Annotated in this window: 24 protein-coding genes; 13 read left to right on the top strand and 11 right to left on the bottom strand. The window is 63.6% G+C overall.

From position 1 onward, the window contains the following. Nucleotide 1 precedes the first annotated feature (1 nt). From lnt to V6M89_RS26730, 4 genes are all read right to left on the bottom strand, one after another. On the bottom strand, nt 2–2,470 hold the full coding sequence (gene lnt, locus V6M89_RS26745) for an apolipoprotein N-acyltransferase (protein WP_332856057.1): 2,469 nt from the start codon (nt 2,468–2,470) through the stop codon (nt 2–4). Between the two features lie 5 nt (nt 2,471–2,475). Further along, nucleotides 2,476–3,105 (bottom strand): hypothetical protein, encoded by a 630-nt coding sequence (locus V6M89_RS26740; protein ID WP_332856056.1) that lies wholly within the window; start codon nt 3,103–3,105, stop codon nt 2,476–2,478. Further along, nucleotides 3,105–4,199, bottom strand: a complete 1,095-nt coding sequence (locus V6M89_RS26735; protein WP_332856055.1) for an SGNH/GDSL hydrolase family protein — start codon at nt 4,197–4,199, stop codon at nt 3,105–3,107. The genes V6M89_RS26740 and V6M89_RS26735 overlap by 1 nt, the downstream gene beginning before the upstream one ends. Nucleotides 4,200–4,572: 373 nt before the next feature. Next, nucleotides 4,573–6,105, bottom strand: coding sequence for a methyl-accepting chemotaxis protein (locus tag V6M89_RS26730; RefSeq protein ID WP_332856054.1), 1,533 nt, complete (start codon nt 6,103–6,105; stop codon nt 4,573–4,575). A 121-nt stretch (nt 6,106–6,226) separates the two neighbouring features. Between V6M89_RS26730 and soxC the strand changes: the two genes are divergently transcribed. The 10 genes from soxC to V6M89_RS26680 are packed head-to-tail and all read left to right on the top strand — an operon-like array spanning nt 6,227 to nt 14,508. Further along, entirely contained in the window at nt 6,227–7,561 is a 1,335-nt protein-coding gene (soxC, locus tag V6M89_RS26725) for a sulfite dehydrogenase (protein WP_332856053.1), read from the top strand. Then, nucleotides 7,561–8,649, top strand: coding sequence for a c-type cytochrome (locus tag V6M89_RS26720; protein ID WP_332856052.1), 1,089 nt, complete (start codon nt 7,561–7,563; stop codon nt 8,647–8,649). Before soxC ends, V6M89_RS26720 begins: the two co-directional genes overlap by 1 nt. Before the next feature lie 31 nt (nt 8,650–8,680). Next, nucleotides 8,681–9,139: a thiosulfate oxidation carrier protein SoxY gene (gene soxY / locus V6M89_RS26715; protein WP_332856051.1), complete on the top strand. Its 459-nt coding sequence runs from the start codon at nt 8,681–8,683 to the stop codon at nt 9,137–9,139. Between the two features lie 23 nt (nt 9,140–9,162). After that, nucleotides 9,163–9,474: a thiosulfate oxidation carrier complex protein SoxZ gene (soxZ, locus tag V6M89_RS26710; protein WP_332856050.1), complete on the top strand. Its 312-nt coding sequence runs from the start codon at nt 9,163–9,165 to the stop codon at nt 9,472–9,474. Nucleotides 9,475–9,484: 10 nt separating this feature from the next. Beyond that, the gene (gene soxA, locus V6M89_RS26705) at nt 9,485–10,291 is read left to right on the top strand and encodes a sulfur oxidation c-type cytochrome SoxA (protein WP_332856049.1); all 807 of its coding nucleotides are present in this window, start codon (nt 9,485–9,487) and stop codon (nt 10,289–10,291) included. A gap of 12 nt (nt 10,292–10,303) precedes the next feature. Further along, nucleotides 10,304–10,924 (top strand): sulfur oxidation c-type cytochrome SoxX, encoded by a 621-nt coding sequence (soxX, locus tag V6M89_RS26700; protein WP_332856048.1) that lies wholly within the window; start codon nt 10,304–10,306, stop codon nt 10,922–10,924. 28 nt (nt 10,925–10,952) lie between these two features. After that, nucleotides 10,953–12,671 (top strand): thiosulfohydrolase SoxB, encoded by a 1,719-nt coding sequence (soxB, locus tag V6M89_RS26695; protein WP_332856047.1) that lies wholly within the window; start codon nt 10,953–10,955, stop codon nt 12,669–12,671. 6 nt (nt 12,672–12,677) lie between these two features. Then, entirely contained in the window at nt 12,678–13,115 is a 438-nt protein-coding gene (locus V6M89_RS26690; RefSeq protein WP_332856046.1) for a hypothetical protein, read from the top strand. Next, nucleotides 13,112–14,086 carry an MBL fold metallo-hydrolase gene (locus V6M89_RS26685; RefSeq protein WP_332856045.1) on the top strand — a complete coding sequence of 325 codons (975 nt, stop codon included), beginning with the start codon at nt 13,112–13,114 and terminating at the stop codon, nt 14,084–14,086. Before V6M89_RS26690 ends, V6M89_RS26685 begins: the two co-directional genes overlap by 4 nt. Further along, nucleotides 14,083–14,508, top strand: a complete 426-nt coding sequence (locus tag V6M89_RS26680) for a DsrE family protein (RefSeq protein WP_332856044.1) — start codon at nt 14,083–14,085, stop codon at nt 14,506–14,508. The genes V6M89_RS26685 and V6M89_RS26680 overlap by 4 nt, the downstream gene beginning before the upstream one ends. 71 nt (nt 14,509–14,579) lie before the next feature. Here V6M89_RS26680 and V6M89_RS26675 read toward each other — a convergent pair whose 3' ends face one another. Both V6M89_RS26675 and V6M89_RS26670 read right to left on the bottom strand, forming a co-directional pair. Beyond that, nucleotides 14,580–14,780: a transcriptional regulator gene (locus tag V6M89_RS26675; protein ID WP_332856043.1), complete on the bottom strand. Its 201-nt coding sequence runs from the start codon at nt 14,778–14,780 to the stop codon at nt 14,580–14,582. 179 nt (nt 14,781–14,959) lie between these two features. Then, complete coding sequence (locus V6M89_RS26670; protein WP_332856042.1) at nt 14,960–15,256, bottom strand: hypothetical protein; 297 nt, start codon at nt 15,254–15,256, stop codon at nt 14,960–14,962. Nucleotides 15,257–15,334: 78 nt separating this feature from the next. Between V6M89_RS26670 and V6M89_RS26665 the strand changes: the two genes are divergently transcribed. Then, nucleotides 15,335–16,342 carry a porin gene (locus V6M89_RS26665; protein WP_332856041.1) on the top strand — a complete coding sequence of 336 codons (1,008 nt, stop codon included), beginning with the start codon at nt 15,335–15,337 and terminating at the stop codon, nt 16,340–16,342. 93 nt (nt 16,343–16,435) lie between these two features. Then, a complete protein-coding gene (locus tag V6M89_RS26660) occupies nt 16,436–17,524 on the top strand; it encodes a type II asparaginase (protein ID WP_332856040.1) in 1,089 nt (362 codons plus the stop codon). A gap of 147 nt (nt 17,525–17,671) precedes the next feature. On the opposite strand, the gene V6M89_RS26655 is transcribed toward V6M89_RS26660, so the two are convergent. From V6M89_RS26655 to V6M89_RS26635, 5 genes are read right to left on the bottom strand one after another with little or no spacing between them, the layout of a single operon-like run. After that, nucleotides 17,672–18,703 carry an XdhC family protein gene (locus V6M89_RS26655; protein ID WP_332856039.1) on the bottom strand — a complete coding sequence of 344 codons (1,032 nt, stop codon included), beginning with the start codon at nt 18,701–18,703 and terminating at the stop codon, nt 17,672–17,674. Between the two features lie 33 nt (nt 18,704–18,736). Beyond that, nucleotides 18,737–20,989: a molybdopterin cofactor-binding domain-containing protein gene (locus V6M89_RS26650; protein WP_442882003.1), complete on the bottom strand. Its 2,253-nt coding sequence runs from the start codon at nt 20,987–20,989 to the stop codon at nt 18,737–18,739. 16 nt (nt 20,990–21,005) lie between these two features. After that, complete coding sequence (locus V6M89_RS26645; protein WP_332856037.1) at nt 21,006–21,479, bottom strand: (2Fe-2S)-binding protein; 474 nt, start codon at nt 21,477–21,479, stop codon at nt 21,006–21,008. 59 nt (nt 21,480–21,538) lie between these two features. Beyond that, nucleotides 21,539–22,378, bottom strand: coding sequence for an SDR family oxidoreductase (locus V6M89_RS26640; RefSeq protein WP_332856036.1), 840 nt, complete (start codon nt 22,376–22,378; stop codon nt 21,539–21,541). A 16-nt stretch (nt 22,379–22,394) separates the two neighbouring features. Then, the gene (locus V6M89_RS26635) at nt 22,395–22,985 is read right to left on the bottom strand and encodes an NAD(P)H-dependent oxidoreductase (RefSeq protein ID WP_332856035.1); all 591 of its coding nucleotides are present in this window, start codon (nt 22,983–22,985) and stop codon (nt 22,395–22,397) included. 211 nt (nt 22,986–23,196) lie between these two features. Here V6M89_RS26635 and V6M89_RS26630 point away from each other — a divergent pair, with 211 nt between their 5' ends. Further along, nucleotides 23,197–24,105 carry an AraC family transcriptional regulator gene (locus V6M89_RS26630; protein ID WP_332856034.1) on the top strand — a complete coding sequence of 303 codons (909 nt, stop codon included), beginning with the start codon at nt 23,197–23,199 and terminating at the stop codon, nt 24,103–24,105. Nucleotides 24,106–24,329: the final 224 nt, after the last annotated feature.

Below are 24,329 nucleotides of genomic sequence, written 5' to 3'. Positions count from 1 at the left end.
GCTACGCGCCAACCAGGTTCGCCAGCAACCATCCGGGCAGCCCCAGATACAGCGCCGCGCGGCCGGCGCGTTCCAGCCAGCGGCGGATGTCGATCGTCCGCCCTGGGTGCAGCAAGGCCGCCAGCAGCGTGCCGGCTTCGATCGCCGCGCGCAGCAAGGCCGCGCTCAGCACCACGCCGATGGACCAGGCCGCCCACCACAGCCCAAACGCCAGCAGGTAAGCCTTCAGGCCGAAGGTGTAGTACTCGCCGAACGCGCTGCCGTAGGCGATGTGCTGATGCAGGTGGAAGGCAGGGATGGCCAGCGCCAGCGGCAGCAAACCGAACTTGACCAGTGGACGGTCGAGCTTGCGGCGGCGCAGCGCCAGGCGGGCGCGCGCATACACGCCCATCGTCGCGCCGGGTTGTTCAAAACCCTGGGGACCGCCGGCGCCGGCCAGTGCGGCGGCGAAGGCCAGCGGGTTGGCCAGCGCCAGCCCGTAACGCCAACGCTGGCCCGAAGCCAGGCGCAACGCCAGGCCGGCGGCGGGCACCGGCAAGCGCCATAACTCGACCGCGGCAATCTCGCCCAGCGCCAGTTCGATGCGCTGGGCGCCGCGCGTCAACACCAGCGCGCCATCGCGGATCGACGCCTGCGCGGCAAACGCCAGCAGTACGCACCACGAGGCGGCTTCCGGCGCAAGAAACAGTCCGCTGAACCAACGGATTTGCGCCAGCGTGTTGGTCCGCAATGCTTCGTTGAGCAGCAAGGCCACACAGATACCGAGCAGGCCGGCGCGCGCCATGACGCGCAACAACGCGGCGGCAAGGCGGGCCGCCGGCGGCAACACCACGACCCGCACCGGCAACGTCAGCGCCGGCGATACGCCGTCCGCCGCTGGCGAACGCCAGGATGGAATCGCCGACCTGGCCGCCAGCAACAGCAGGAAGGCGCAAGCGGCGCGCCCGACCCAGTCGCCCCAGCGGACCATCAAGGTGGGCGCCGGCTTGCGCACCGCCAGATCCGCGACCACCAGCGCCGGTTCGCCCATGCGCGTGCCCGCCAGCAGCGCGCCGCTGGCGTCGAACGCCGCGCTGTAGCCGTTGGTTGTCACGCGGAATTGCGGCAACCGGGTTTCGATGCTGCGGAACGCCGCCACCGTCTGGTGCAGGCGCGCGCCTTCGGGCGCGTCGCTGAACCAGGAATCGTTCGACATGGTCAGGATGGCCTGCGCGCCCAGCCTTGCGCCGGCGATCGCCAGCCCGGCATCGACATCGTCAAGGCAGATCAGCGGCAGCACCGGGATCTCGCGGCCGTCGGCCAGGCGCAGCGGGAACACCCGCGCGCCATTGCCCGCCTTCCAGTTGCCGGTCCATGGCAGCAGGCTCCGCAGGCGCGGCCCGTCCAGCCAGGCCGGCACGTATTCGGTGAACGGGAACAGATGCGTCTTGCGATAGAAGCCCGTCAGTCCGCCGGGCTGCACGAAGGCGGCCGCGTTGTATTCGCCGTCGCTGTCGCTGTCGTAGGTGCCGAACACGAAGGGCACGCCGGCGGCGTGGACGATGGCGAGTATCTCGCGGTCGAACCCTGCGCCGGCCTCGCTCTTGGGATGGCCGAAGGTGGTGGGATAGGCGGTCTCCGACCACAGCACCGCGTCCGCATGGCGCCGCACCACGGCGTCATAGCTCATGGCGAAATGGGTGTCGAGCACTTCGCGCACCACCGCGCCCGCGCCCTTTTGCCGCCGCAAGCCTTCATAGTCGACGATGTTCGATTGGACCAGACCCATGCGCAATGGCTTGCCGGCGGCGGCGGTGCCGCTGCCGTCAGGCAGCGTCGCCAGTCCGTAGCCGGCCAGCAGCAGCGGTCCCAGCGCTGCCAGCGCCAGCGGCCGGACAACCGCGCGCCAGCCATCGCGAGCGTTTGAGCGATCGCACGCCAGCGCGGCCGCGACGCCCTCGTTGGCCAGTAGCAGCAGCACGGTCAGGCCGGCGCCTCCGCCCACGGCGGCCCCCTGGCGCATCAGCTGCGACGGATAGAGGCCGTAGCCGAGCGTGTCGCCGAGCAGCTTGGGCAGCAGCCATTCGGCCGCCACCCAGGCCGCAGCGGCGGCCAGCGCGCGCAGCAGCGGACCATGCCCGCGTCCGCTCACATGGCGCACCAGTGCGAAGACCAGGAACTGCGGCTGGAACAAGGGTGCGGCCAGCAGCAACACTGCCAGGCCGGTACCCGCGCCGACTTGCGTGTAGCGGCCGAGCGCGATGCCGAACCAGGGGAAGACGGCCGCAGTAAAAGCCAGCGACATCAGGTAAGCCGACCCCAGCGTCGCGGCCAGCGCGCGGCTGGCGTTCAGCGTGGCCAGCCACGGGGCCAGCATCACGAAGCCCAGCAGCCAGCCGGGCCCGCCGCGCGCATACAGGGCCGACAGGACGGCGCTCGCCAAAATGCCGGCAACCATGCGTGCCGTGGAAGAGGTTAAAAGTTGTCGCATGCGGGTCAGCGGCCGGGACCGGCCGGTTCAATTGGAGGGGGAATGACGATGCGCCGGATCGGCAGCCCGGGCGGCGCCAGCTCCGGCGGCACGACACGGTTCTTGGGCATGGGAATCGGATTGTGGGCGGCGTCGTACAGCTGGAAATCCGGCGCGAACATCAGGATCGCTTCGATGCGCTGGCCGTCATCGGTGGCCTGGTGGTGGCGCACGTAGCCTTCCGGCAGCACGAAGTCCTCGGGCACCGCCAGGCCGACCATGGGCGGCCGGGTGCCGGGCGGCGAAAACGCGCCGAGGCCGGAATGGATGCCGCGCTCATGCAGGCGTTCGATCACTTCGGGCATGGTCGGCTTCTCGCCGCGCGACACGTAGCTTTTCAGGTCGCGCGTTGGGTCGGCGTCACCTTCCGGTGCGCGTTGCGGTGCTGGCGCCGCAGGCTGCGGCGCCACAGTCGACGCTGCAGGCGGCGGTCCGGAGGCCACCGCCGCACCGGCTGCGGACGGCTGCGGCGGCGCCCCGGCGGCGACGCCGGGATCAGGCGTCGTGACCAGGTAAATCAGCACGCCGAAGCCGATCACGGCAAGCACCAGCGCAACCGCCAGCAGGCCGGCGCGCGGACGCCAGGCGCCATGCATCAGGGCGTTGCGACGTTATAGGTCGACACCGCCCAGCCCATCCGCTCGTGGCCGTACTGATTCCAGATCGGATTTTTGCCGCCGGTGATGGAGCTGTAGCGCGGCGCGCCCGAACCGGTGCTGCCGCCAAACAGGCCGGCCGTGACGGTGCTGCCGTTGTAGGTCGGGTGGGTGTCGTCCGACTGGATGTAGTCGTAGCTGCTGCTGGCCGATGTGAAGTGCGTGTTGGCGTCGCGCAGCGTCGAGCGCAAGGTGGTGGCGATCCGGGTCAGGTAGCTGGCCTGGCTCTCGCCGGCGACATAACGCAGCGCTTCGGAATCGATCTTGCCGTCGCCGTTGCTGTCATAGTCGGCGCCCATGTACTGGGCGAAGTTGTCGGCGCAGGCGAAGCCCTTCTGGCGCGCCAGGTCGCACATCGCGAAGTTGATACGGACCAGCGAAGGCAGGAACTTGTCCTGCATGTTGACGGTCTTGCCGGTCGATGGATCCTTGCAGGAACTCTGGACGTTGTCTGCAGCGTAGCCTGGGTAGTGCAGGTTCGACACCAGCTTGAGCTTGACGCCGGAATAGGCGTTGGCGTTGATGTAGTCCATCGCGGCGCCGACATAGGTCTTGCAGCTGCTTTCCGCCGCGGTCAGCACGCTGTCGTCGCAGGTGCCGGTCTGGCTCTTGAAGGCGGTGCGGGCCTGCAGGCCGTCATTGCCGCACATTTCGAAGGCCACCACGCGGGTGTTGCTGGCTTGCATATACGAACGCTCGGCCACGATCTTGTTGTTGTACACGTCCGAGGCCACCGCGCCGGACTTGGTGCGGCGCACGCTCTCGATGTCGGCGTTCCACTGCGCGGACAGGTATTCCGCGTCCACCGTCGGCGCCGAGTACTTGGCGGCGCTGGAGACGGAGCCGTTGTAGCCGGCAAAGATCGAATCGCCGTAGGCCACCACGCGGTAGACGGTGGAGGTGCCGGGACGGTCGATGGTCCAGGATACGTTTTGGTTCAGGGTGCTGGCTGCCGCGTGGTTTCCAACGGCGAGCAAGACGAGGGCGGACAACAGCGTAGGCAACGACTTCTTTTGAAAGCGGGTGTACGACATGGGGTGTCTCCGATCAGAGGCTCTGCAAGATGGCTCATTATGTGATTTTTCTCGCACTACGACGTACAGCAGCCTCGGCCGCGCGAGCCATCATATCGCGGTGGTCAGGCTGCCATCGTTCAGATCAACTACGTATTAGCAAACAATTCATGTTACCTCGCCGGCAGCGGCGCGATTCAACGCCCCGGCCGCTGTCTCGAAGGAACACGAAAATGTCTCGACAGGACCGGTTGCCTGTCGCGCGGAGATCACATGGACTGCAAACCAAGCCACAAGCACGCGACGACGGGTAGTTGCATGCAATAATTATACTTTTGCATAATTACCAATTCGTGACAGTGCAGATAAATATGCGCAATAAATTGCGCAGCGCCTAGCGGCGCAGCTTGAATACGCTGACGGCGCCGGCCAGCTCGGCGGCCTGCTGCTGCATCGATTGCGCCGCCGCCGTGGCCTGCTCCACCAGCGCCGCATTCTGCTGCGTCACCTGGTCCATCTGGACGATGGCGTTGTTGACGTGCTCGATGCCCGAGGTCTGTTCTTCGCTGGCGTCGGCGATCTCGCCCATGATGGCGCTGACGCGATTGACGCTGGCCACGATCTCGTCCATCGTCGTGCCGGCCTGCTCGACCAGGCGCGCGCCTTGCTCCACGCTTTGCACGGACACGCCGATCAACTCCTTGATTTCCTTGGCGGCGGAGGCCGAACGCTGGGCCAGGTTGCGCACTTCGGACGCCACCACGGCAAAGCCGCGTCCCTGCTCGCCGGCACGTGCCGCTTCGACCGCCGCATTCAACGCCAGGATATTGGTCTGGAAAGCGATGCCGTCGATGACGCCAATGATGTCGACAATGCGGCGCGACGATTGGTTGATCTCGCCCATGGTCGTCACCACCTCGGACACCACCGTGCCGCCCTTGACCGCGACGGCGGCGGTCGCCGCCACCAGGCCGCTGGCCTGGCGCGCGCTGCCGGCGTTCTGCTTGACCGTGCTGGTCAGTTCATCCATGGCGCTGGCGGTCTGGCCCAGCGAGGTGGCTTGCTGTTCCGTGCGGTTGGACAGGTCCAGGTTGCCGTCGGCGATTTCACTCGACGCCGTCGAAATGGTTTCGGCGCCGCTGCGGATCTGGGCCACGATGCCGGCCAGGCTTTGCTGCATCGACTTCATGGCCGACAACAGGCTGTCGCGATCGCCGCCGCTGGTTTGTATCTCTTCGGTGAAATCGCCGGCGGCGATGCGGCGCGCGATGTCGGCCGCATAGTCCGGTTCGCCGCCCAGCTGGCGCATCACATTGGCAGACAGCAAATAGGTGACCACGCCGGCCGCCACCAGGGTCGCCAGCGCCAGACCCAGGCTGACCCACATGGTACGCTGGGTGGAGGCGATCACGCTGGCCTCGGCTTGCTTGACGTCGTCCTTCTTGGCCTTGAGGAAGTCCAGCAGACGGCCACGCATGACGCGCCAGACCGGCGTTTCATCCTTGTTCAGCACCTGGATCGCGGCGGGCTGGTCGTCCTTGGCCAGCGCCATGATCTTCGTTTGCAGCCCGGCCTGTTTTTCACGCAATTGCGCCACCTCCGCGAACATCTTGCCGGCCTCGCTTTGCGGTGGGACCAGGCCTTGCGCCACCTGCATGTATTCAGCGAAGGATTTGCTGGCGTCGTCGATATTCTTGAGCCCGGCCTTGTTGGTCGGATCGAGCACCACGTTGCGCAGCGCTTGCCCCATCTGCAGGCCTTGCGCATACAGGTTGGTGGTGGTCTGCAACAAGGCCTGGTCCACTTCCAGGAATTGCTGGAACTGGTTACGGGCGCTTTGCATGCCCATCAGCGCCACCCCGAGCGCGACGAGGAAAGCACAACACACTACCGCCATGCACAGCACCATCTTGTCGCGTAACTTCATCGGTGTTCTCCCCTGGTTGATTATTTTAAATTTATGACAACAGTATGGAACAGGAAATGTCTTGCGTAGAGGAACTTGGACAGGCTAAGCTTATCCCCATAAAAACACAAGGAGACCGGCCGTGACGGATGTGCTACGCACTATCGGCAGGCTGTTGCAAGCCCCCGAGCATCATCTCGGTGAGGCCCAGCATGCACAGGCGCGTACCGCGCGCCGCAGCTTCATGGGTAAGGCCCTGGCCATGGGGGCCGGCGTAGCTGCGGGCGGCGTGGCCGCCGCACAGAACGCGGCCGGCGACGACGCCATCCTGACCTTGCCGGCGCACAGCAAAACGCTGGGCCAGCCGGTCGCCGCCCTGCCCTATGGCCAGCCGTCCAAGTGGGAAGGCAATCTGCAGCGCCGCGAAAGCCCGGGCCTGACCCGCGTGCGCCAGGCGTCTGTCAGTTTCACGCCACTGCAAGGATTGTTCGGCATCATCACACCCAGCGGCTTGCACTTTGAACGTCACCATCAGGGCTGGCACGACATCGACTCCAGCCAGCACCGTTTGATGATCAACGGCATGGTGCGCGAGCCGCGCGTGTTCACCATGGACGACCTGATGCGCCTGCCGTCCGTGTCGCGCATCCACTTCATCGAATGCGGCGCCAATACCGGCGCCGAGTGGGGCAATGTCGCGCTGCCGACGGTGCAATATACGCACGGCATGCTGGCCTGCTCGGAGTACACGGGGGTGCTGCTGTCGACTCTGCTCGACATGTGCGGCATCGACCGCAAGCGCGCCCGTTTTGTGCTGGCCGAAGGCGCCGACGGTTCCAGCATGACGCGCACCATCGCCCTCGAACGCGCGCTGGACGATGTCATCGTGGCCTGGGGCCAGAACGGCGAAATGCTGCGGCCGGAAAACGGCTACCCGCTGCGCCTGGTGGTGCCGGGCGTGCAGGGCGTCAGCTGGGTCAAGTATCTGCGCCGCATCGAAGTGGGCGACCAGCCGTGGGACACCAAGGATGAAACCATCCACTACGTCGACCTGATGCCGGATGGGCAGCATCGCCAGTACACCTCCATTCAGGAATGCAAGAGCGTGATCACCACGCCGTCCGGCGGCCAGACCTTGCTCGATCGCGGCTACTACAACATCAGCGGCCTGGCCTGGTCGGGGCGCGGCCGCATCAAGCGCGTCGATGTCAGCACGGACGGCGGCCGCAATTGGCGCACCGCCCGCATCGAAGGACCGGTGCAGAACAAGGCGCTGACGCGCTTTAATATCGACTGGGTGTGGGATGGCGGCAACGCCGTGCTGCAAAGCCGCGCCATCGACGACAGCGGTTATGTGCAACCCAAGATCAACCAGCTGCGCGCCGTGCGCGGCACGCGCTCCATTTATCACAACAACGCCATCCAGTCTTGGCTGGTGTCGCCGAACGGCGAAGTCTCCAACGTGCAGGTGAGTTGATGAAAAAATCGATCATCGCCGCGCTGCTGAGCACCTGCCTGCTGGGCGCCTGCCTGCTGGTGCAAGCTGCCGACGCGCCATGGCAAGCCATCGGCCGTACCGCCACGCCGGCTGAAATCAAGGCCTGGGATATCGACGTGCGCGCCGATTTCCAGGGGTTGCCGAAAGGCCGCGGTTCCGTCGCGCAGGGCGAGCAGATCTGGGAAAACCGCTGCGCCGGCTGCCACGGCAGCTTTGGCGAATCGAACGAGGTGTTCACGCCCATCGTCGGCGGCACCACCGATGCCGATATCAAGAGCGGCCACGTGGCGGCCTTGTCCAACGGCAGCGTGCCGCAACGCACGACGCTGATGAAGGTGGCCCGCCTGTCCACGCTGTGGGACTACATCAACCGCGCCATGCCTTGGGATGCGCCCAAGTCGCTGAGCGCGGATGAGGTGTATGCCGTCACTGCCCACATCCTGAACCTGGGCGGCATCGTGCCGTCCGATTTCGTACTGAGCAACGACAACATCGCCGATGTGCAGCAACGCCTGCCCAACCGCAATGGCCTGGTGCGCCAGCCCGGCCTGTGGGACATCAAGGGCAAGCCCGATGTGCTCAATACCGCCTGCATGACGAATTGCCCGACCGAGGCCAAGCAGACGTCCAGCCTGCCCGACTTCGCCCGCAACGCGCATGGCAACCTGGCTGAGCAAAACCGTCTACTGGGCGGCGTGCGCGGCACGGATACCACGCGTCCCGCACGCGCCGTGCTGGCGCCGGCCGCTGTCGTTGCAGTTGCAGCAGCCGCAGTTGCGCCGACCGCGGCCCCAGCCAAAGCCACCGGCAGCGGCGACGTGCAGCAACTGCTGGGCAAGAATGGCTGCCTCGCCTGCCACGGCGTGACCAACAAAATTATCGGTCCCGCCTTGCGCGACGTCGCCGCCAAGTACCAGGGCCGCGCCGACCGCGCCGCCTATTTGCAGACCAAGATACGCAGCGGCGGCAGCGGCGCCTGGGGCGCCATGCCCATGCCGCCGCAAGGCCAATTGAAAGAAACCGATATGCAAGCCATCGTTCAATGGCTGGCCAGCGGCGCACAATGAGCGGGCCAACCCGCAACCATAAGGAGACTGCATGAACCCCACCCGTCGTACCGTATTGAAGACCAGCTCGGCCCTTGGCCTGCTGGTCGCCTGTGGCCTGGTGACCAGCCAGCAAGCGCTGGCCGCCACCGGCCGCGAAGGCTTCAGCGCCAAGTCCCTGGCCGATGCGCTGGCCGCCGTCGGCGGCACGCCGGCCGACAGCAAGGACATCGTCATCACCTCGCCCGACATCGCTGAAAACGGCGCCGTGGTGCCGGTGAGCGTGGCGTCCAATATTCCCGGCACCAGCGAAATCTACTTCTTTGTCGAAAAGAATCCGAACCCGTTGGCCGCCATGTTCAGCATCCCGGACGGCACCATTGCCGCCGTGCAGAGCCGCCTGAAGCTGGGCCAGAGCACCAACGTGGTGGCCGTGGTGAAAACCGCCGACGGCAAGCTGTACTCGGCGAGCAAGGAAACCAAGGTCACGCTTGGCGGCTGCGGCGGCTAATCAGAATCAGAACAGGAGCAGACATGGCAGATCCAATGAAAATCCGTGCCAACGCCGCCAATGGCGTCACGGAAGTGAAAGTACTGATGGCCCATCCGATGGAAACGGGCGTGCGCAAGGACGCAACCGGCACCGTGGTGCCGGCGCACTACATTACCGACGTCACCGTCAAGCACGGCGAACGCGTGGTGTTGCAATGCATGTGGGGCCAGTCGGTCTCGCAGAACCCTTACCTCGCCTTCAAGTTCAAGGGCGGCGCCAAGGGTGATACTGTCAGCGTCAGCTGGCAGGACAATCGTGGCGAGAGCCGCACCGACCAAGCCACCGTAGCCTGAGGCCGCCACCATGCCACTATCCCGTGTCACCTGGGCCAGCCTGTTGGGGCTGGTCATTGCAGGCAGCGCCGCGGCGCAAAGCGTCAGCGATGAAATCGCCAAATACCGCGCCATGCTGGCCGACGGCAACCCCGCCGAGCTGGTCGAAGGCCAGGGCGAAGTACTGTGGACCAGCAAGCGCGGTCCCAAGCAGGCCACGCTGGAAGGCTGCGACCTGGGCAAAGGTCCGGGCGTCATTGCCGGCGCCTATGCCGAACTGCCGCGCTACTTCAAGGACACGGGCAAGGTGATGGACGCCGAAGCGCGCCTGGTGCATTGCATGGTGACGCTGCAGGGCCTCGAACGCGCCGACATCGTGCGCAAGCCGTTTTCCGAGCAGGGCGAGCGCGCCACCGACATGGAAGCGCTGGCGGCCTATGTGTCGGCCGCCTCGCGCGACGTGAAAATCAATCTGCCTCAGAAGCACGCCGAGGAAAAGGCCGCGTATGCGCGCGGCAAGCAGGCGTTCTTCTACCGCGCCGGCCCGCATGATTTTTCCTGCGCCTCCTGCCACAGCAAGAATGACCAGCGCATTCGCCTGCAAGACCTGCCGAACCTGCAGCAGGCCGCCGCCGCGCGCGGCGCCTTTGCCAGCTGGCCGGCCTATCGCGTCAGCCAGGGCGCGGTGCGCACCATGCAGTGGCGCATGGCCGACTGCTTCCGCCAGCAGCGCTTCCCGCAACTGGAATATAACTCCCAGACAGCCATCGACCTGATCACCTACCTCGGCGTCAATGCCAAGGGCGGCACGATGGCGGCGCCGGGTTTGAAACGCTGATACGGAGTGTCCATGCAAAGCAAATTCATCACCGCCGCCCTGTTGGGCATGCTGGCCTCCAGCGCTGCACTGGCCGCCGGGCCGGCGGCCAAGGATGCCGCCGACCTGGCCGCTTTCAAGGCTTCGTTCCGCGACAAGAACGAAGCCACCGTCGACCGCCTGGAGCAGAGCGAGGCGCAGCGCCTGTGCTCGCAGGATGCGCAGCGTCCGCTGAAGCCGGCGCAGCGCAAGCAGATCGAGCAGCAGGCCACGGCCGCCGTGCGCTATCCGGCCGACGGCAACTATCTGGGCGACTGGAAGGAAGGCGAAAAGGTCGCGCAGAACGGCCGCGGCCTGCAATCGTCCGATCCGAAAGGGACGGCGGCCGGCGGCAATTGCTACGCCTGCCATCAGCTGGACAAGAAGGAAATCGCCTTCGGCAATATCGGCCCCAGTTTGCAACAGTACGGCAAGCTGCGCGGCGGCCCGACGCCGGAGATGCTGAAATACACCTGGGCCAAGATCTACAACTCGCATGCCTTCCAGGCGTGCTCGGTGATGCCGCGTTTCGGCGCCGCCGGCATCCTGACGGAGAAGCAGATGCAGGACGTGATGGCGCTGCTGCTGGCGCCTGAGTCGCCGGTCAACCAGTAATCCATCCGAACCTTAGCCGGGCTACCCCATGCAACGACGCGAATTCATGCAAATGCTGGCCATCGCCAGCGCCGGCGGCCTGGCCTTGGCCGGCAAGGATGCGCTGGCCGCCACGCCCGGCGCCGCCGAGCAGCTGTATGCGGTGCCGAAGTTCGGCAACGTCAGCCTGCTGCACATCACCGATTGCCACGCCCAGCTGCGGCCGCTGTATTTCCGCGAGCCCAGCGTCAACCTCGGCATCGGCGAGGCGGCCGGCAAGGCGCCGCACCTGGTGGGCGACGCCTTGCTCAAGCAGTTCAAGATCGCACCGAAGACGGCGCGTGCGCACGCCTTCAGCTACCTCGATTTTGCCGCCGCCGCCAAGGTGTACGGCAAGGTCGGCGGCTTCGCCCATTTGTCCACGCTGGTCCAGCAGCTGCGCGCCAGCCGTCCGCATGCCGTGCTGTGCGACGGCGGCGACACCTGGCAGGGCTCGGCCACCGCGCTGTGGACCAAGGGCCAGGACATGGTCGATGCCGCCAAGCTGCTGGGTGTGGAGATCATGGCGCCGCACTGGGAGTTCACGCTGGGCGCGCAACGGGTGCAGGAAATCGTGCAAAAGGATTTCCAGGGCAAGGTGGATTTCGTCGCGCAGAACGTGGTGACGGCCGACTTCGGCGATCCCGTGTTCGCCCCCTACAGCTGGCGCGAAATGAACGGCGTGCCGGTGGCCGTGATCGGCCAGGCTTTCCCGTACACGCCGATCGCCAATCCGCGCTACATGGTGCCGGACTGGAGCTTCGGCATCCAGGAAGAGCGCTTGCAGGCGCTGGTCAAGGAAGTGCGCGCCAAGGGCGCCAAGGTGGTGGTGGTGCTGTCGCACAACGGCATGGACGTCGACCTGAAGCTGGCCAGCCGTGTCACCGGCATCGACGCCATCCTCGGCGGCCACACCCACGATGGCGTGCCGACGCCGGTGGTGGTGTCCAACCAGGGCGGCCAGACGCTGGTGACCAATGCCGGCTCGAACGGAAAGTTCCTCGGCGTGCTGGATTTCGACGTGCGCGACGGGCGCATCCAGGGCTACCAGTACCGCCTGCTGCCGGTGTTCTCCAATCTGCTGCCGGCCGACCGCGCCATGCAGGCGCACATCGACGCGGTGCGCGCGCCGTTCCGCGCCAGGCTGGATGAAACGCTGGCCGTCACCGAAGGCTTGCTGTACCGGCGCGGCAATTTCAACGGCAGCTGGGACCAGTTGATCGTCGACGGGCTGCTGGCGGTCAAGGGCGCCGACCTGGCGTTCTCGCCGGGCTTCCGCTGGGGCACGTCGCTGCTGCCGGGCGCCCCCATCACGCGCGGCGATTTGATGGACCAGCTGGCGATTACCTACCCGGCCACCACGCTGACCGAGATGACGGGCGCCACCATCAAGACCATCATGGAAGATGTGTGCGACAACCTGTTCCACCCGGATCCCTATTACCAGCAGGGCGGCGACATGGTGCGCGTGGGCGGCATGAGCTACAGCTGCACACCTGCCGCGGCTAGCGGCAGGCGCATCAACGACATGCGGCTGAACGGCAAGCTGCTCGATGCGGACAAGATCTACAAAGTGGCCAGCTGGGCGCCGGTGGCCGAAGGCGCCAGCGGCGCGCCGATCTGGGATGTGATGGAAACGTATCTGCGCGCCCACCCGATGGTGCGCGCGCGCCGCCCCGACCAGCCGACGCTGGTGGGCACGGCCGGCAATCCCGGCATGGCTGTCTGAGTTGTCGTGACCGACGCCCTGCCTGCCCCCTTGTTGCCGCCGCTGCGCGATCTGCGGGCGGAGCTGGCCGCGCTGGCGGCGCCGTCGGCAGTGCTGCTGCTGCTGGTGTCGCGCCGGGACTGCCCGTATTGCCTGGAAGTGCGGCGCAACTACCTGGCGCCGCTGTTGCGTGAAGGCGATCCGCGCCTGGTGCTGCGCGAACTGGAAAGCGATACGGTGGAGCAGTTGATCGACGCGGCCGGACAGTTGCAGCCCATCGCCGAAGTGCTACGCCAGTTGCATGTGAACTTCTTCCCCACGGTATTATTTCTCGGCAGCGGAGGCCGCACGCTGGCCGCAGCCTTGCCCGGCCTGGACCAGGCCGGCTTTTACGGCGCCTATCTGGACGGCCGCCTGCAACAGGCGCAAGCTGCCGCCCTCGTCGCCACCAAGGAAACCTTATGAACCTCGTCCGCCGATTACTGTTGCTGGCTGCGCTGCTGCTGGCGCTGACGGCCCAGGCCGCACCGGACATCGTCCTCAAACCGATCCAGGTCAGCCCCCACGTCTACTACTTCCAAGGGGAAGCCGGCATGGCCAGCCAGGCCAATAAGGGCTTCATGTCGAACGCCGGCTTTGTCGTCACACCTGCCGGCGTAGTGGTGTACGACGCGCTGGCCACGCCGGCGCTGGGCGCCGCCATGCTGCGGGCGATCCGCCAGGTAACGTCGGCGCCGCTGAAGATCGTGATCGTCGGACACTACCACGCCGACCATTTCTACGGCCTGCAAGCCCTGCGCCAGCCCGGCGTGGTGATCGCCGCCCATCGCAACGGCCGCGACTACCTGCGCTCGGATCTGGCACGCGAACGGCTGGCGCAGCGCCGCGCCGAACTGGCGCCGTGGGTGGATGAACGCACGGAACTGGTGTCGGCCGACCGCTGGCTGGACTTCGCCGACGGCCAGCCGTGGCGCTTCGAACTGGGCGGCCTGCACTTCCGCGTGATCGACAGCAGCGGCGCCCACTCGCCGGAGGACTTGCTGATGCTGGTGGAGGAAGACCACGTGCTGTTCGCGGGCGACCTGTTCTTCAGCGGCCGCCTGCCGTATGTCGGCGACGCGAACAGCAAACGCTGGCTGCAGGCGCTGGATAGCATGCTCGACGCGCAGCCGTCCGTGGTGATTCCCGGCCACGGCCCGGCCTCGCGCGCGCCGCGCCAGGACATGCTGCTGACCCAACGCTATCTGCGCTACCTGCGCGAACAGATGGGCAATGCCGTGCAGGAACTGCTATCCTTTGATGAGGCCTATGCGCGCACCGACTGGTCCGCGTTCAAGGACTATCCTGCCTTCAGCCAGGCCAACCGGCTCAACGCCTATGGAACTTATCTGCTGATGGAAAAAGAATCTCTGCAAACTGGCAAGGAGTCCAAATGAAACTGTTCCGTATTTTGATGCTGCCCCTGCTGCTGCTGTGCGCCCAAGCGTCGCAGGCCGAGGCGCCGCGCGTGGAAAAAGTGGTCTATCACTTCAGCGAGGCCGGCAATGCCATGGGCGGCCTGCGCAATATCCGCAACCACCTGGACGCCAGTCCCAAGGCGCAGATCGTGGTCGTCGCGCTGGGTCCAGGCATCGATTTCCTGCTCGACGGCGAGAAGGACAAGAACGGCAATCCGTATGAAGTGGTGGTGCAGGAGCTGGCGGCCCGCCATGTGCAGTTCCGCGTCTGCAACAACACGCTGGTGGCGCGCAGCATCGGCAAGGACAAGGTGCTGCCGGAAGCGACCATCGTCCCATCCGGCGTGGCGGAAATCAGCCGACTACAGGCATTGGAAGGCTACGCCTACATCAAACCGTAGTCGTATTCGAGGGCATGGGGATTATGTTGTGACAAGGCGCTGCCGTATCCAATCAGCCGCCTGCAGTTCCGTCATGTTGCCAGCCGCAAGATCTCACGGTCGTCGTGCATGATAGCCTCGGCCAAGAGCATCTGGCGCTCAAACTCAGGGTTATACGGCGTAATGCGCATCGCGCCGTCCGGGGCCTCGGTCAAATATAGGGTATCGCCTTTCTGCACGTTCAAGATCAGCCCCTCCGATGCACCTACGGTAGTTACCTTGACTGTCACCATGATGCCCCCTTTGTATATAAGTTTTATTATCTAAATGGCCCGAGGTGTGTCAAGCCGCTTTACAACAGGGTTCTCCTGCGACGGTAACGAAATTTGATACTCAGCTCGCGGTCCGAGTATGACAATTCATACTCGTGTACCGGCGCCTGATCTTACCCATCCCAAAAAATCTCATGCAATCAATAGCTTGGCTCAAGAGTCCGGCTTGCCATTCCCATGGCATGGATAGTGCTATCTCTGTTGTGAAAAGTATATTCGATGATGGTCATCCGCTTCGAATCGCTTTTTACTATAAATAAAACGGAGACAAAGAAAAATGCACAAAGTAATTTCCCCCCGAACGCGCAGGCCACCTTCTTGATGTAAGCGCCGGCACCGCCCGTCTGGCGGCGCCGCCTGCGCGCCACCCCATCGCTAATTTCACGGCTGACCGAGCCCGGACCTTGTTCCCGCAGGTCCGGCGGGTATCGCTGCACCCTCGATTTTCCGGGTGCGGCGTTCCAGTGTGCCCGGTCGCGTGGTTGTACCTATCACTCATTCTTATTGGATCGTTTATGAAAGCATCATTAGTAGCTGGTCTCTTGCTCGCCTCCGCAGCCGGCGCCGCCTCGGCGCAATCTGGCATCACCGTCTACGGCATACTGGACGCGGGCATCGCCCGCGAAACAGGGGGCGCCGATGGCTCGGTCACCAAGCTGGCCACTGGCGTGCAGTCCGGCAGCCGGCTGGGCTTCAAGGGGCAGGAGGACCTGGGCAATGGCATGAACGCCCACTTCGTGCTGGAGAACGGGCTCGATCTCGACACCGGCAAGGCGCGCCAGAACGGCGCCTTGTTCGGCCGCCATGCCTATGTCGGCCTGACTACCAGCGCCGGTACCGTCAACCTGGGCCGTCAATGCAACCCGATCTTCATCGCGCTGGACGGCATCGATCCCTTTGAAACCGGCTTTACCGGTTCCGCCACCAACCTGATGAGCATCGGCACGGCACGCACCAACAACACCATCAGCTATGCAACGCCCAAGCTGAATGGGCTGTCGGCCACCGTGATGTATGGTTTTGGCGAACAGCCCGGCGATAGCACCTTGGGCCGTACCGTCGCTTTTTCCATCGACTACGCCGCGGGCCCGTTGGTGGCAACCTTGGCATATGACAGCTTGAAGGTCACTTCTTTCAATACGCTGAAAGAAGTCCTGCTGGGCGCCAGCTACAACTTCGGCCCCGCGACCGTGCACGCCGCGTTTGAAACCGAAAAGAATGACGTCGGCGGCGATTTCCGTGACTTCCTGCTGGGCGCCTCCGTGCCGCTCGGACAGGGCAAGCTGCTGGCCTCGTATGTGAAAAAGCAGGACCGTTCCGCGACCCAGCTGGGCGGAAGACAGTTTGCGGTGGGCTATACCTACACGCTGTCCAAACGCACCAACCTCTACAGTTCATTCGGCACCATCCGCAACGAGCTGGCCGCCACCAATGTGGTGGGCGATGCCTCCAGCGGCGGCAGCACGCCGGCTGCTGGAAATGGATCGCGAGCACTGGCGGTCGGCATCCGTCATAAGTTCTGACATCCCGGCGCATAAAACCCACAAAGCACCACCGGGGTTAGTCCCCTTTCGGGACCGGACCCTATTCATTCCCTTATCTTTCTTGGAGACTCTATGTTCGTTCCTATTTCCTCCCGTCTGTTGTCCGCGCTGTGCGCCCTGGCGCTGCTGGCCGGGGCCGTTCCAGCGGTCCGCGCCGCTGACGCCGCGCCATCGGCCCATGTGACCATCCTGGCCACCGGCGGCACCATCGCCGGCAGCGGCGCCACCAGCACCACCACGGTCGGCTACACCGCCGCCACAGTCGGCGTCGAGCGTCTGATCCAGGCCGTGCCGGAACTGGCCAAGGTGGCGCAAGTCAAGGGCGAACAAGTGTTCCAGATCGCCAGCGAAAACATGAGCAACGAACACTGGCTGGTGCTCGCCAAGCGCGTCAACACGCTGCTGGCGCAACCGGACGTCGACGGCATCGTCATCACCCACGGCACCGACACGCTGGAAGAGACCGCCTACTTCCTCGACATGGTGGTGAAGAGCCGCAAGCCGGTGGTGCTGGTCGGCGCCATGCGTCCGGGCACCGCGCTGTCCGCTGACGGCCCGATCAACCTGTACAACGCGGTGCTGCTGGCGGCCAGCAAGGAAGCCGTCGGCAAGGGCGTGTTGGTGGCGATGAACGACCAGATCCACGGCGCCCGCGACGTCACCAAGACCAACACCTCGACCCCGGACAGCTTCAAGACCCCGGAACTGGGCATGCTGGGCTACTTCCAGGGCAACAAGCCTTACTTCTACCACGCGTCGACCCGCAAGCACACGGTCGACACCGAGTTTGACATCAGCAAGCTGGACGCGCTGCCGCAGGTGGACATCGTCTACGGCTATGCCAACGTCAACCCGGTCGCGCTGAATGCACTTGTGGCCGCTGGCGCCAAGGGCATCATCCACGCCGGCGTCGGCGACGGCAGCCTGGCGTCCAAGGTCGTGCCTTCGCTGACCGCGGCCCGCAAGCAAGGCGTGCTGATCGTGCGTTCGGCCCGCGTCGGCCAAGGCATCGTGGCCCGCAACGGCGAAGCCAACGACGATGAGCTGGACTTCGTGGTTTCCGATACGTTGAACGCGCAAAAGGCCCGCATCCTGCTGATGCTGGCGCTGACCAAGACCAGCGACAGCAAGGAAATCCAACGCATGTTCTACACCTACTGAAACTTGGGAAAGTCCGGGGGCAGGTCGCCATATCGCGACGTGCCCTTGACGTGACTTGGAAGCATATCTTTGCCAAACGGCGAAGTTATGATACTGAAGCGATTCGTAGAGCAGTAGGGCACAGCCTAAGTGTTGGAGGCGTTCACATTAGACTGCGTAGGCCGGGACAGTGGGCTGCTCAAGTTGGAACTTTCCCTCTGCGACCTGTACAGGCGGGGGAAACTGGACGCCATTTTTTACGGCCACCACTTCTGCCATAATCGATAGCGCGATTTCGGCGGGTGTCTTACTGCCGATATACATTCCGGCCGGTCCGTGTAGGTTTTGCAAGTCGGTCTCAGGCAGGCCGAAGTGCGTATATAGTCGTTCCCGGCGTAGGGCTGTGTTGCGACGCGAGCCGATGGCACCGACGTAGAACGCGCCTGACTGCAATGCGTCGATCAGCGCCAGGTCATCGAGTTTCGGGTCGTGCGTCAGGGCCACGACGGCGGTGCGGACATCCGGGCGCAGGCGTAGGATCAGGTCGTCCGGCATCTCGTGGCTTAGTATGACGCCATCCATCTGCCAGCCGCTGCGGTGCGCCTCGCGCGGGTCGCAGACGATGACCTCGAAGCCCAGGCTTAACGCCATCTGGCACATGAAGCGCGACAGGTCGCCAGCGCCGATCAGGATGAGCCGGGCCTGCGGACCCAGGTAGGTGGTCAGTTGGGTATCATCAAGCTGGGGCAGTCCGTCGCGTCGCGCTTCATTCAACTCCACTTGGCCGGTGCGCAGGTCCAGTCGCCGTTCGGTGCTGCGCCGTTGCTGGCAGGCCAGCAGCAGTTCGTCCAGCCGGCTGTGCTTGGAGATGGGCTCCAACACCAGTTCCACCGTGCCGCCGCAGGGCAGGCCGAAGCGGTGCGCCTGGTCGGCGGAGATGCCGTAGCACAGCACAGCAGGCGTGTCAGCGGAACATACCGCCCGCACACCGCCTTCTTGGATGCGCTGGATCAGGTCATCTTCGATGCAACCGCCCGAAACCGAGCCCACGGTCTCGCCCTGGCCATTGATGGCCATGAGCGATCCAGGGGGGCGGGGTGAGGAGCCCCAGGTCCGCGCAACGGTGACGAGCGCTACCGATAAACCCGTCGCATGCCAGCCCAGCGCGGTGCGCAAGACCAGGGTGTCAAGGTCATCCATGGTGTAAGTTCCTCTCTTGGGCGGTGGCTTGGGTCAAACCAGTTTGAATGGCAACTCGCGCAGTGATTTGCCGGTGAGGCGCGCGATGGCGTTGGCGAACGCGGGTGCCAACGGCGGCAGGCCCGGCTCACCTATGCCTTTTGGCGGCTCCGCACTCGGCACGATATGTACCGCGAACTCGGGCATGTCAGTGATGCGCGGGACGACGAAGTCGCCGAAGTTGCTTTGCTGCACGATGCCGTCCTTCAGTGTGATGGCCGCACCCGGCAAACACATCGATAGGCCCATGAGCCCCGCCCCCTGAATCTGGGCTTCCACGCTGCGCGGGTTCACAGCCAAGTTGCAATGCACACCCGCAGTGGCGCGGTTCAGCACAGCTTGGCCGTCCTTGACCGAGGCCTCGACCACATAGGCCACTACCGTCTCGAAGGACTCGTGCACAGCGACGCCCCAAGCGCGCCCGGCGGGTAGTTTCTTTTTGCCATAACCGCTCTGGTCCACCGCCATCTGCAGCGCGGCGCGGTGGCGCGGATGCCGGTCACCGAAGAGCGCCATCCGATATGCCACCGGGTCCTGTCTGGTGGTGCGGGAAATTTCGTCAAGCAGGGTTTCCATGACAAAGGCGGTGTGGGTGGAGCCCACGCTGCGCCACCATAACACCGGTACGTTGAGCTTCGGGTGATGCACGGTCAGGCGCATAGGCAGGTCGTACGGATCACGCATGCCCTCCGTGGCCGAGGCGTCGATACCATCTTTTACCTGGAACGCTTCGAAGACCGTGCCCGCAAGAATGGACTGACCGACGAGGACATGATCCCAGGCCAGCACCTTGCCGCGCTCGTCGAAGCCGATACTTGCGCGGTGCAGGTGCATGGGACGGTAGTAGCCGCCCTTGATGTCGTCCTCGCGGCTCCACAGCAGGCGTACCGGCACATCGAGGCCTGCTGCGCGCGCGGCCTTGGCGATCTCGCAGGCCTCGACCACGTAGTCGCTCGTGCCCACGAAACGTCGGCCGAAGCCGCCGCCCGCCACTTGTACGTTCACCTTCACCTGTTCGGGCTTCAGGCTAAGCGCCTTCGCGGCAGCACTTGCATCCAACCCTGCGCTCTGGGTGCCGACCCAGAGCTCGGCGCTCTCGTCCGTCAACAGAACGGTGCAGTTCAGCGGCTCCATCGGGGCGTGTGCCAGGTAGGGGAATAGAATCTCGGCATCAATCCGGTGGGGGGCACTATCCAGCGCCGACATGTCCGCATCGTATTTGCGCGCACCGGGCTGCTTGGCCAGTTCTCGGTACTGTGCCAGTTGCTTGTCGCTGTCCACCTTCTCCACGGTAGCCGTGTCCCATTGCAGCTTGAGCGCGTCCCGCCCCAGCTTGGCCGGCCAATAGCCATTCGCCACCACAGCCACGCCCTCGCCACCCCGGTCCAGCGGGATGCGCAACACCGCTTTCACACCTTTCACAGCGCGTGCCGCGCTATCGTCCACCGAGGTCAGGCGGGCGCCGAAGACGGGGGGGCGCGCCACCACGGCAGTGAGCTGGTCCGGATGCTTGATGTCGATCCCGAAGTCCTGGCGCCCGCTGCTCTTGGCGCGCGCATCCAGGCGCGTGGTCGGACGGCCGATGATGCGGAAATCCTTGGGGTCCTTCAGTGCGACTTTCTCTGGCACGGGCAACGACATGGCGGCTTCGGCCAGTTCGCCATAGGGGGCCTTGCGTCCACCCGGGCCTAACACCGTGCCGGCCTGCGTGCGCAGCATGGCGACATCGACCTTCCATTTCGCGGCAGCAGCAGACAGCAACATGGCCCGCGCACGCGCGCCGAGTTCCCGGTATTGCGTGAAGCTATTCTTGATCGAGTTGGAGCCACCAGTCAGGTGCATTCCAAAGAGCGGGTCGTGATAGGCGGCATTGTTGGTGCCGCTCTTGCTGCGCACCAGGCTCCAGTCGGCATCCAGCTCCTCAGCCAGAACCATCGGCAGGCCGGTCTGTACGCCCTGGCCGAACTCCAGGCGATTGATGGTCACGGTGACCTCACCATTGGAGGTGATCTGAACAAAGGCAGACGGTTGTTGCGTCGGCTTCAGAGCTTCGGCCGGCTTTGCAGCACCGTCGGCCTGTGCCATTGCCAAATGGGGAAACGCGCCGAGCGCCAAGCCGCCGACGCCGACCATCTTCAAGAAACTGCGACGTGGCAGTGCGGCGGCAGCAGCTTCGCCGACTTGATCGCGTTCCAGCAGGTGCTGCAGGGCGCGCGGCAACTCTCCGGGGAAAATGGTGGTGGGCATCATGATGTGTACTCCTTCAGGCCAGGGTTTGGGCCGCATCGGCCACTGCGGCGCGGATGCGTGCATAAGTGCCGCAGCGGCAAATGTTGCCAGCCATGGCTGAATCAATTGCAGCTGCCGTGGGTTGTTTCCCCTTGGGCAGTGCCTTCAAAAACGCGGTGGCGCTCATGATCTGGCCGCTTTGGCAATAGCCACACTGCGCCACGTCGTGCTTTATCCAGGCGGCGTGCACAGCGGCGCCGACTCGGTCGCTGCCATCGGTTATGGCTTCAATGGTGGCGATTTTCTTGCCTTTTGCTACGGATATGGGGGTTACACAGGAACGGATGGCCTGGCCATCCAGATGCACGGTGCAGGCGCCGCACAGCGCAGCACCGCAACCAAACTTGGTACCGGTCATACCCAGCGTGTCGCGCAAGGCCCAGAGGATGGGGGTCTCGGGGGCAGTGTCGACCGTGTGGTCGTGGCCATTGATGTTGAGCGTGCTCATGGTGAGTGGGTTCTCCGTCGTGGGTAGGATCAAGGATCACAAGCTCGGCAAGGGCGCAATCAGAAGTTGCCTGCTGTAGATATAGAAAGTTCTTCCAGCGCGTGCACAGCATTCAAGCGGGCTTGCACCGCCGGCGCAATCATCGTGATCGCGTCAGCGCCTGCAACGAACAGGCGTGGCGCGGTCTCCATGCTCACGAGCTTCACCAGGACCTGCCCCAATTTATCGGGGTCGCCCGGCTGCTTTCCAGCGTAGGGAGACAACGTCTCCTGCGCGCTTGCCTCCACGGCCGCGTAATCGCCCAAACGATGGTTCGGCCATTTAACATTGGCGGTATCCAGCAAATCCGTGCGGAAGAAGCCTGGTTCGACGACTGTGACCTTGATGCCGAATTTCTCGACTTCCTCTGCGATTGCCAGCGACAGCCCCTCAACGGCGAACTTGCTCGCGCCATAAGCACTGCAATGCTTCATGCCGACAACGCCCGCCACGGAACTGATGTTGATGATGTGGCCGGAACGCTGCTTGCGCATAACCGGAAGTGCTGCCCGCATAACGTTGCTCGTGCCCCAGAAGTTGGTTGCGAACTGGAGCGCCATCTCGTGCGTCGTTAGTTCCTCGAAGTTGCCGACCAAGCAGTAGCCCGCATTGTTCAGCACCACGTCGATCCGGCCAAACTTTTGTATGGCCTGATGAACAGCCGTTGATGCCTGCGCCTCGTCGGCGACGTCCAAGTGGAGAATTTCTAACTTGTCGTTAGCTGTGGTGCGAAACGCGTTGCGCAGCTTCTCTACATTCCTGCCGGTTGCAACGACTCTGTCGCCAGAGGCCAGCGCAGCTTTGACGGTACCGGCGCCGATACCGCTACCCGCACCTGTGATGAACCAAACTTTACTCATGATGTCTTTCTTTTGATTAGATCAGCTCAGCCAGATGTCGGCGCAGTCTTTCTATGTCGCCCTGCAGATCGTGCGCCTTGAAAATATCGTGACAGGAGAATGAAGGCAAAACTTCCATTCCGCAGAACTTGTAATTGGCAGTATTGGAGGCAAATACATCGTCCACAGACCTGCCCTCGAACAAGTTTTGGTGTGGGTCGCTGAAGGCCTCCTTCGGCGCGTTCCACGTCAGCGAAATCATGTATTGCTTACCCTGCAGTAAGCCTCCCGAGCCGTACTGCTTACTCGGGTCTTCGCGGGTGCGTCCGTCGCCAGTGATGAAGCTCCCCTTTTGCATGCCGGCGGTGAACACTTCGTCTACGTATTTTTTGTAAATCCACGGGCTGCCAAACCAAAACACCGGCGACTGCAAAATGATGAGGTCAGCCCAGAGGTGCTTTTGAACCTCGGCATCGATCGCGTAGCCTTTCTCGATGTCGGTTTGTTGGAAGGCGTAGTCCCGCTTTTCGATTTCTTCCTGGATGACGCCAGCCATAGTCTTGCTCAGGCGACCAGGGGAAATTCCTTCAACCACCTGGTGGGTGTTAATCAATAAAACATTCTTCATTTCTACTCCTGTGGGATTGCCTCCGTGAGTGAGGCAACGTGATTGAACCGATAGACAGAGTGTGCTCCTGCAGGCCACACAAGCGTTTGCTGGAATCGATGCATTCATTGCCTAATTCGATGAAACTTCATTAAAGGGGCTCCAAAATCTGGATAAGTGGTAGTCTCGTTCTGATAATCCATTCTCTTAAACGCAACAGGAACAACCCTACTTGCACAATCTGAACATGACTACAAAGCCACTTGTTTCTTTAGTAAGCGCTATTGCCCAAAGCGACGGAGACTTCACTACACATATTCCATCGCTCATGGCATATCGCCGTAGTGCTGCCACAGCACCGATGGCATGCCTCTATGGCCTCAGCTTGGCGCTCACGGTGCAAGGGGCAAAGCGGGTCATCCTGGGTGATGAGGTTTTTAACTACGGGCCCGGGCAATCGCTGATTGCCACCGTGGATTTGCCAGTGACGACCTACGTGACACGGGCCAGCGCCACGGAGCCGTATCTAGGCCTTCGACTCGAACTAGATGCGCGCATGATTGCGCAAATGGCGGCGGACATCGACTTTGACAGTCCCCTCAAAAGTGGTAGCCCGCGCGCCATCTCCGTAGTCACGCTGGATGACGGGCTGTTGGACGCACTCTGCCGCTTGCTTCGATTGCTACAAGAGCCCGTGTTAATCGACCAGGTGGCCCCCCTCATCGAACAGGAAATCGTGCTGCGTCTACTGCACGGCTTGCACGGGCCGACGCTGCGGCATTTGGTCACGAAGGGTTCTACCAGCCATCACGTCGCCAAGGTGATAATGTGGATACGGCAAAATTTTACGGCGGTGGTTTCGGTGGAGGAGTTGGCTGCTAAGGCACATATGAGTCCTTCGACTTTCCGCCTCAACTTTCGCAATATCGCAGGAATGAGCCCTCTGCAATACATCAAAAATCTGCGTTTGCAAGAGGCGCGTCACCTCATGTTGAGTAATAGCCTCGATGCAGGCTCGGCAGCGGTACAAGTTGGTTACGAAAGCGCATCCCAGTTTAGTCGTGAATACCGGCGCCTGTTTGGTGAACCGCCGCAGCGTGACATCGAGCGCATGCGTGCGCTCGCAGAAAGCACGAACTAGATAACTAGCAAATCGCTGTTAGGGCATGAGAACACGTGAATCGCCACGAGTCAGCTAGACACCCACGAGTCGTTCAAAATGCCACAGAAGGCGCTCGTTGAAGCGGTGTATGCGTGTCCGCCGGATACCGGCCTCGCGAATTTCCTTCGCACAGCAGCGGAATATGGAAGCATATCTTTGCCGCTTCCGATTGGAAGCATAACCTTGCCAAACGGCGAAATTAT

It is taken from the genome of Duganella sp. S19_KUP01_CR8 (assembly GCF_036688705.1).
Classification (GTDB): domain Bacteria; phylum Pseudomonadota; class Gammaproteobacteria; order Burkholderiales; family Burkholderiaceae_D; genus Rugamonas.
This window is presented reverse-complemented; position numbering and strand designations above follow the sequence as displayed.

Excerpts from the sequence above, each read along its gene's own strand:
- lnt (WP_332856057.1), bottom strand. The coding sequence starts at position 2,470 with ATGCGACAACTTTTAACCTCTTCCACGGCACGCATGGTTGCCGGCATT.
- V6M89_RS26740 (WP_332856056.1), bottom strand. The coding sequence starts at position 3,105 with ATGCATGGCGCCTGGCGTCCGCGCGCCGGCCTGCTGGCGGTTGCGCTG.
- V6M89_RS26735 (WP_332856055.1), bottom strand. The coding sequence starts at position 4,199 with ATGTCGTACACCCGCTTTCAAAAGAAGTCGTTGCCTACGCTGTTGTCC.
- V6M89_RS26730 (WP_332856054.1), bottom strand. The coding sequence starts at position 6,105 with ATGAAGTTACGCGACAAGATGGTGCTGTGCATGGCGGTAGTGTGTTGT.
- V6M89_RS26720 (WP_332856052.1), top strand. The coding sequence starts at position 7,561 with ATGAAAAAATCGATCATCGCCGCGCTGCTGAGCACCTGCCTGCTGGGC.
- soxY (WP_332856051.1), top strand. The coding sequence starts at position 8,681 with ATGAACCCCACCCGTCGTACCGTATTGAAGACCAGCTCGGCCCTTGGC.
- soxZ (WP_332856050.1), top strand. The coding sequence starts at position 9,163 with ATGGCAGATCCAATGAAAATCCGTGCCAACGCCGCCAATGGCGTCACG.
- soxA (WP_332856049.1), top strand. The coding sequence starts at position 9,485 with ATGCCACTATCCCGTGTCACCTGGGCCAGCCTGTTGGGGCTGGTCATT.
- soxX (WP_332856048.1), top strand. The coding sequence starts at position 10,304 with ATGCAAAGCAAATTCATCACCGCCGCCCTGTTGGGCATGCTGGCCTCC.
- soxB (WP_332856047.1), top strand. The coding sequence starts at position 10,953 with ATGCAACGACGCGAATTCATGCAAATGCTGGCCATCGCCAGCGCCGGC.
- V6M89_RS26685 (WP_332856045.1), top strand. The coding sequence starts at position 13,112 with ATGAACCTCGTCCGCCGATTACTGTTGCTGGCTGCGCTGCTGCTGGCG.
- V6M89_RS26680 (WP_332856044.1), top strand. The coding sequence starts at position 14,083 with ATGAAACTGTTCCGTATTTTGATGCTGCCCCTGCTGCTGCTGTGCGCC.
- V6M89_RS26675 (WP_332856043.1), bottom strand. The coding sequence starts at position 14,780 with ATGGTGACAGTCAAGGTAACTACCGTAGGTGCATCGGAGGGGCTGATC.
- V6M89_RS26665 (WP_332856041.1), top strand. The coding sequence starts at position 15,335 with ATGAAAGCATCATTAGTAGCTGGTCTCTTGCTCGCCTCCGCAGCCGGC.
- V6M89_RS26660 (WP_332856040.1), top strand. The coding sequence starts at position 16,436 with ATGTTCGTTCCTATTTCCTCCCGTCTGTTGTCCGCGCTGTGCGCCCTG.
- V6M89_RS26655 (WP_332856039.1), bottom strand. The coding sequence starts at position 18,703 with ATGGATGACCTTGACACCCTGGTCTTGCGCACCGCGCTGGGCTGGCAT.
- V6M89_RS26650 (WP_442882003.1), bottom strand. The coding sequence starts at position 20,989 with ATGCCCACCACCATTTTCCCCGGAGAGTTGCCGCGCGCCCTGCAGCAC.
- V6M89_RS26645 (WP_332856037.1), bottom strand. The coding sequence starts at position 21,479 with ATGAGCACGCTCAACATCAATGGCCACGACCACACGGTCGACACTGCC.
- V6M89_RS26640 (WP_332856036.1), bottom strand. The coding sequence starts at position 22,378 with ATGAGTAAAGTTTGGTTCATCACAGGTGCGGGTAGCGGTATCGGCGCC.
- V6M89_RS26635 (WP_332856035.1), bottom strand. The coding sequence starts at position 22,985 with ATGAAGAATGTTTTATTGATTAACACCCACCAGGTGGTTGAAGGAATT.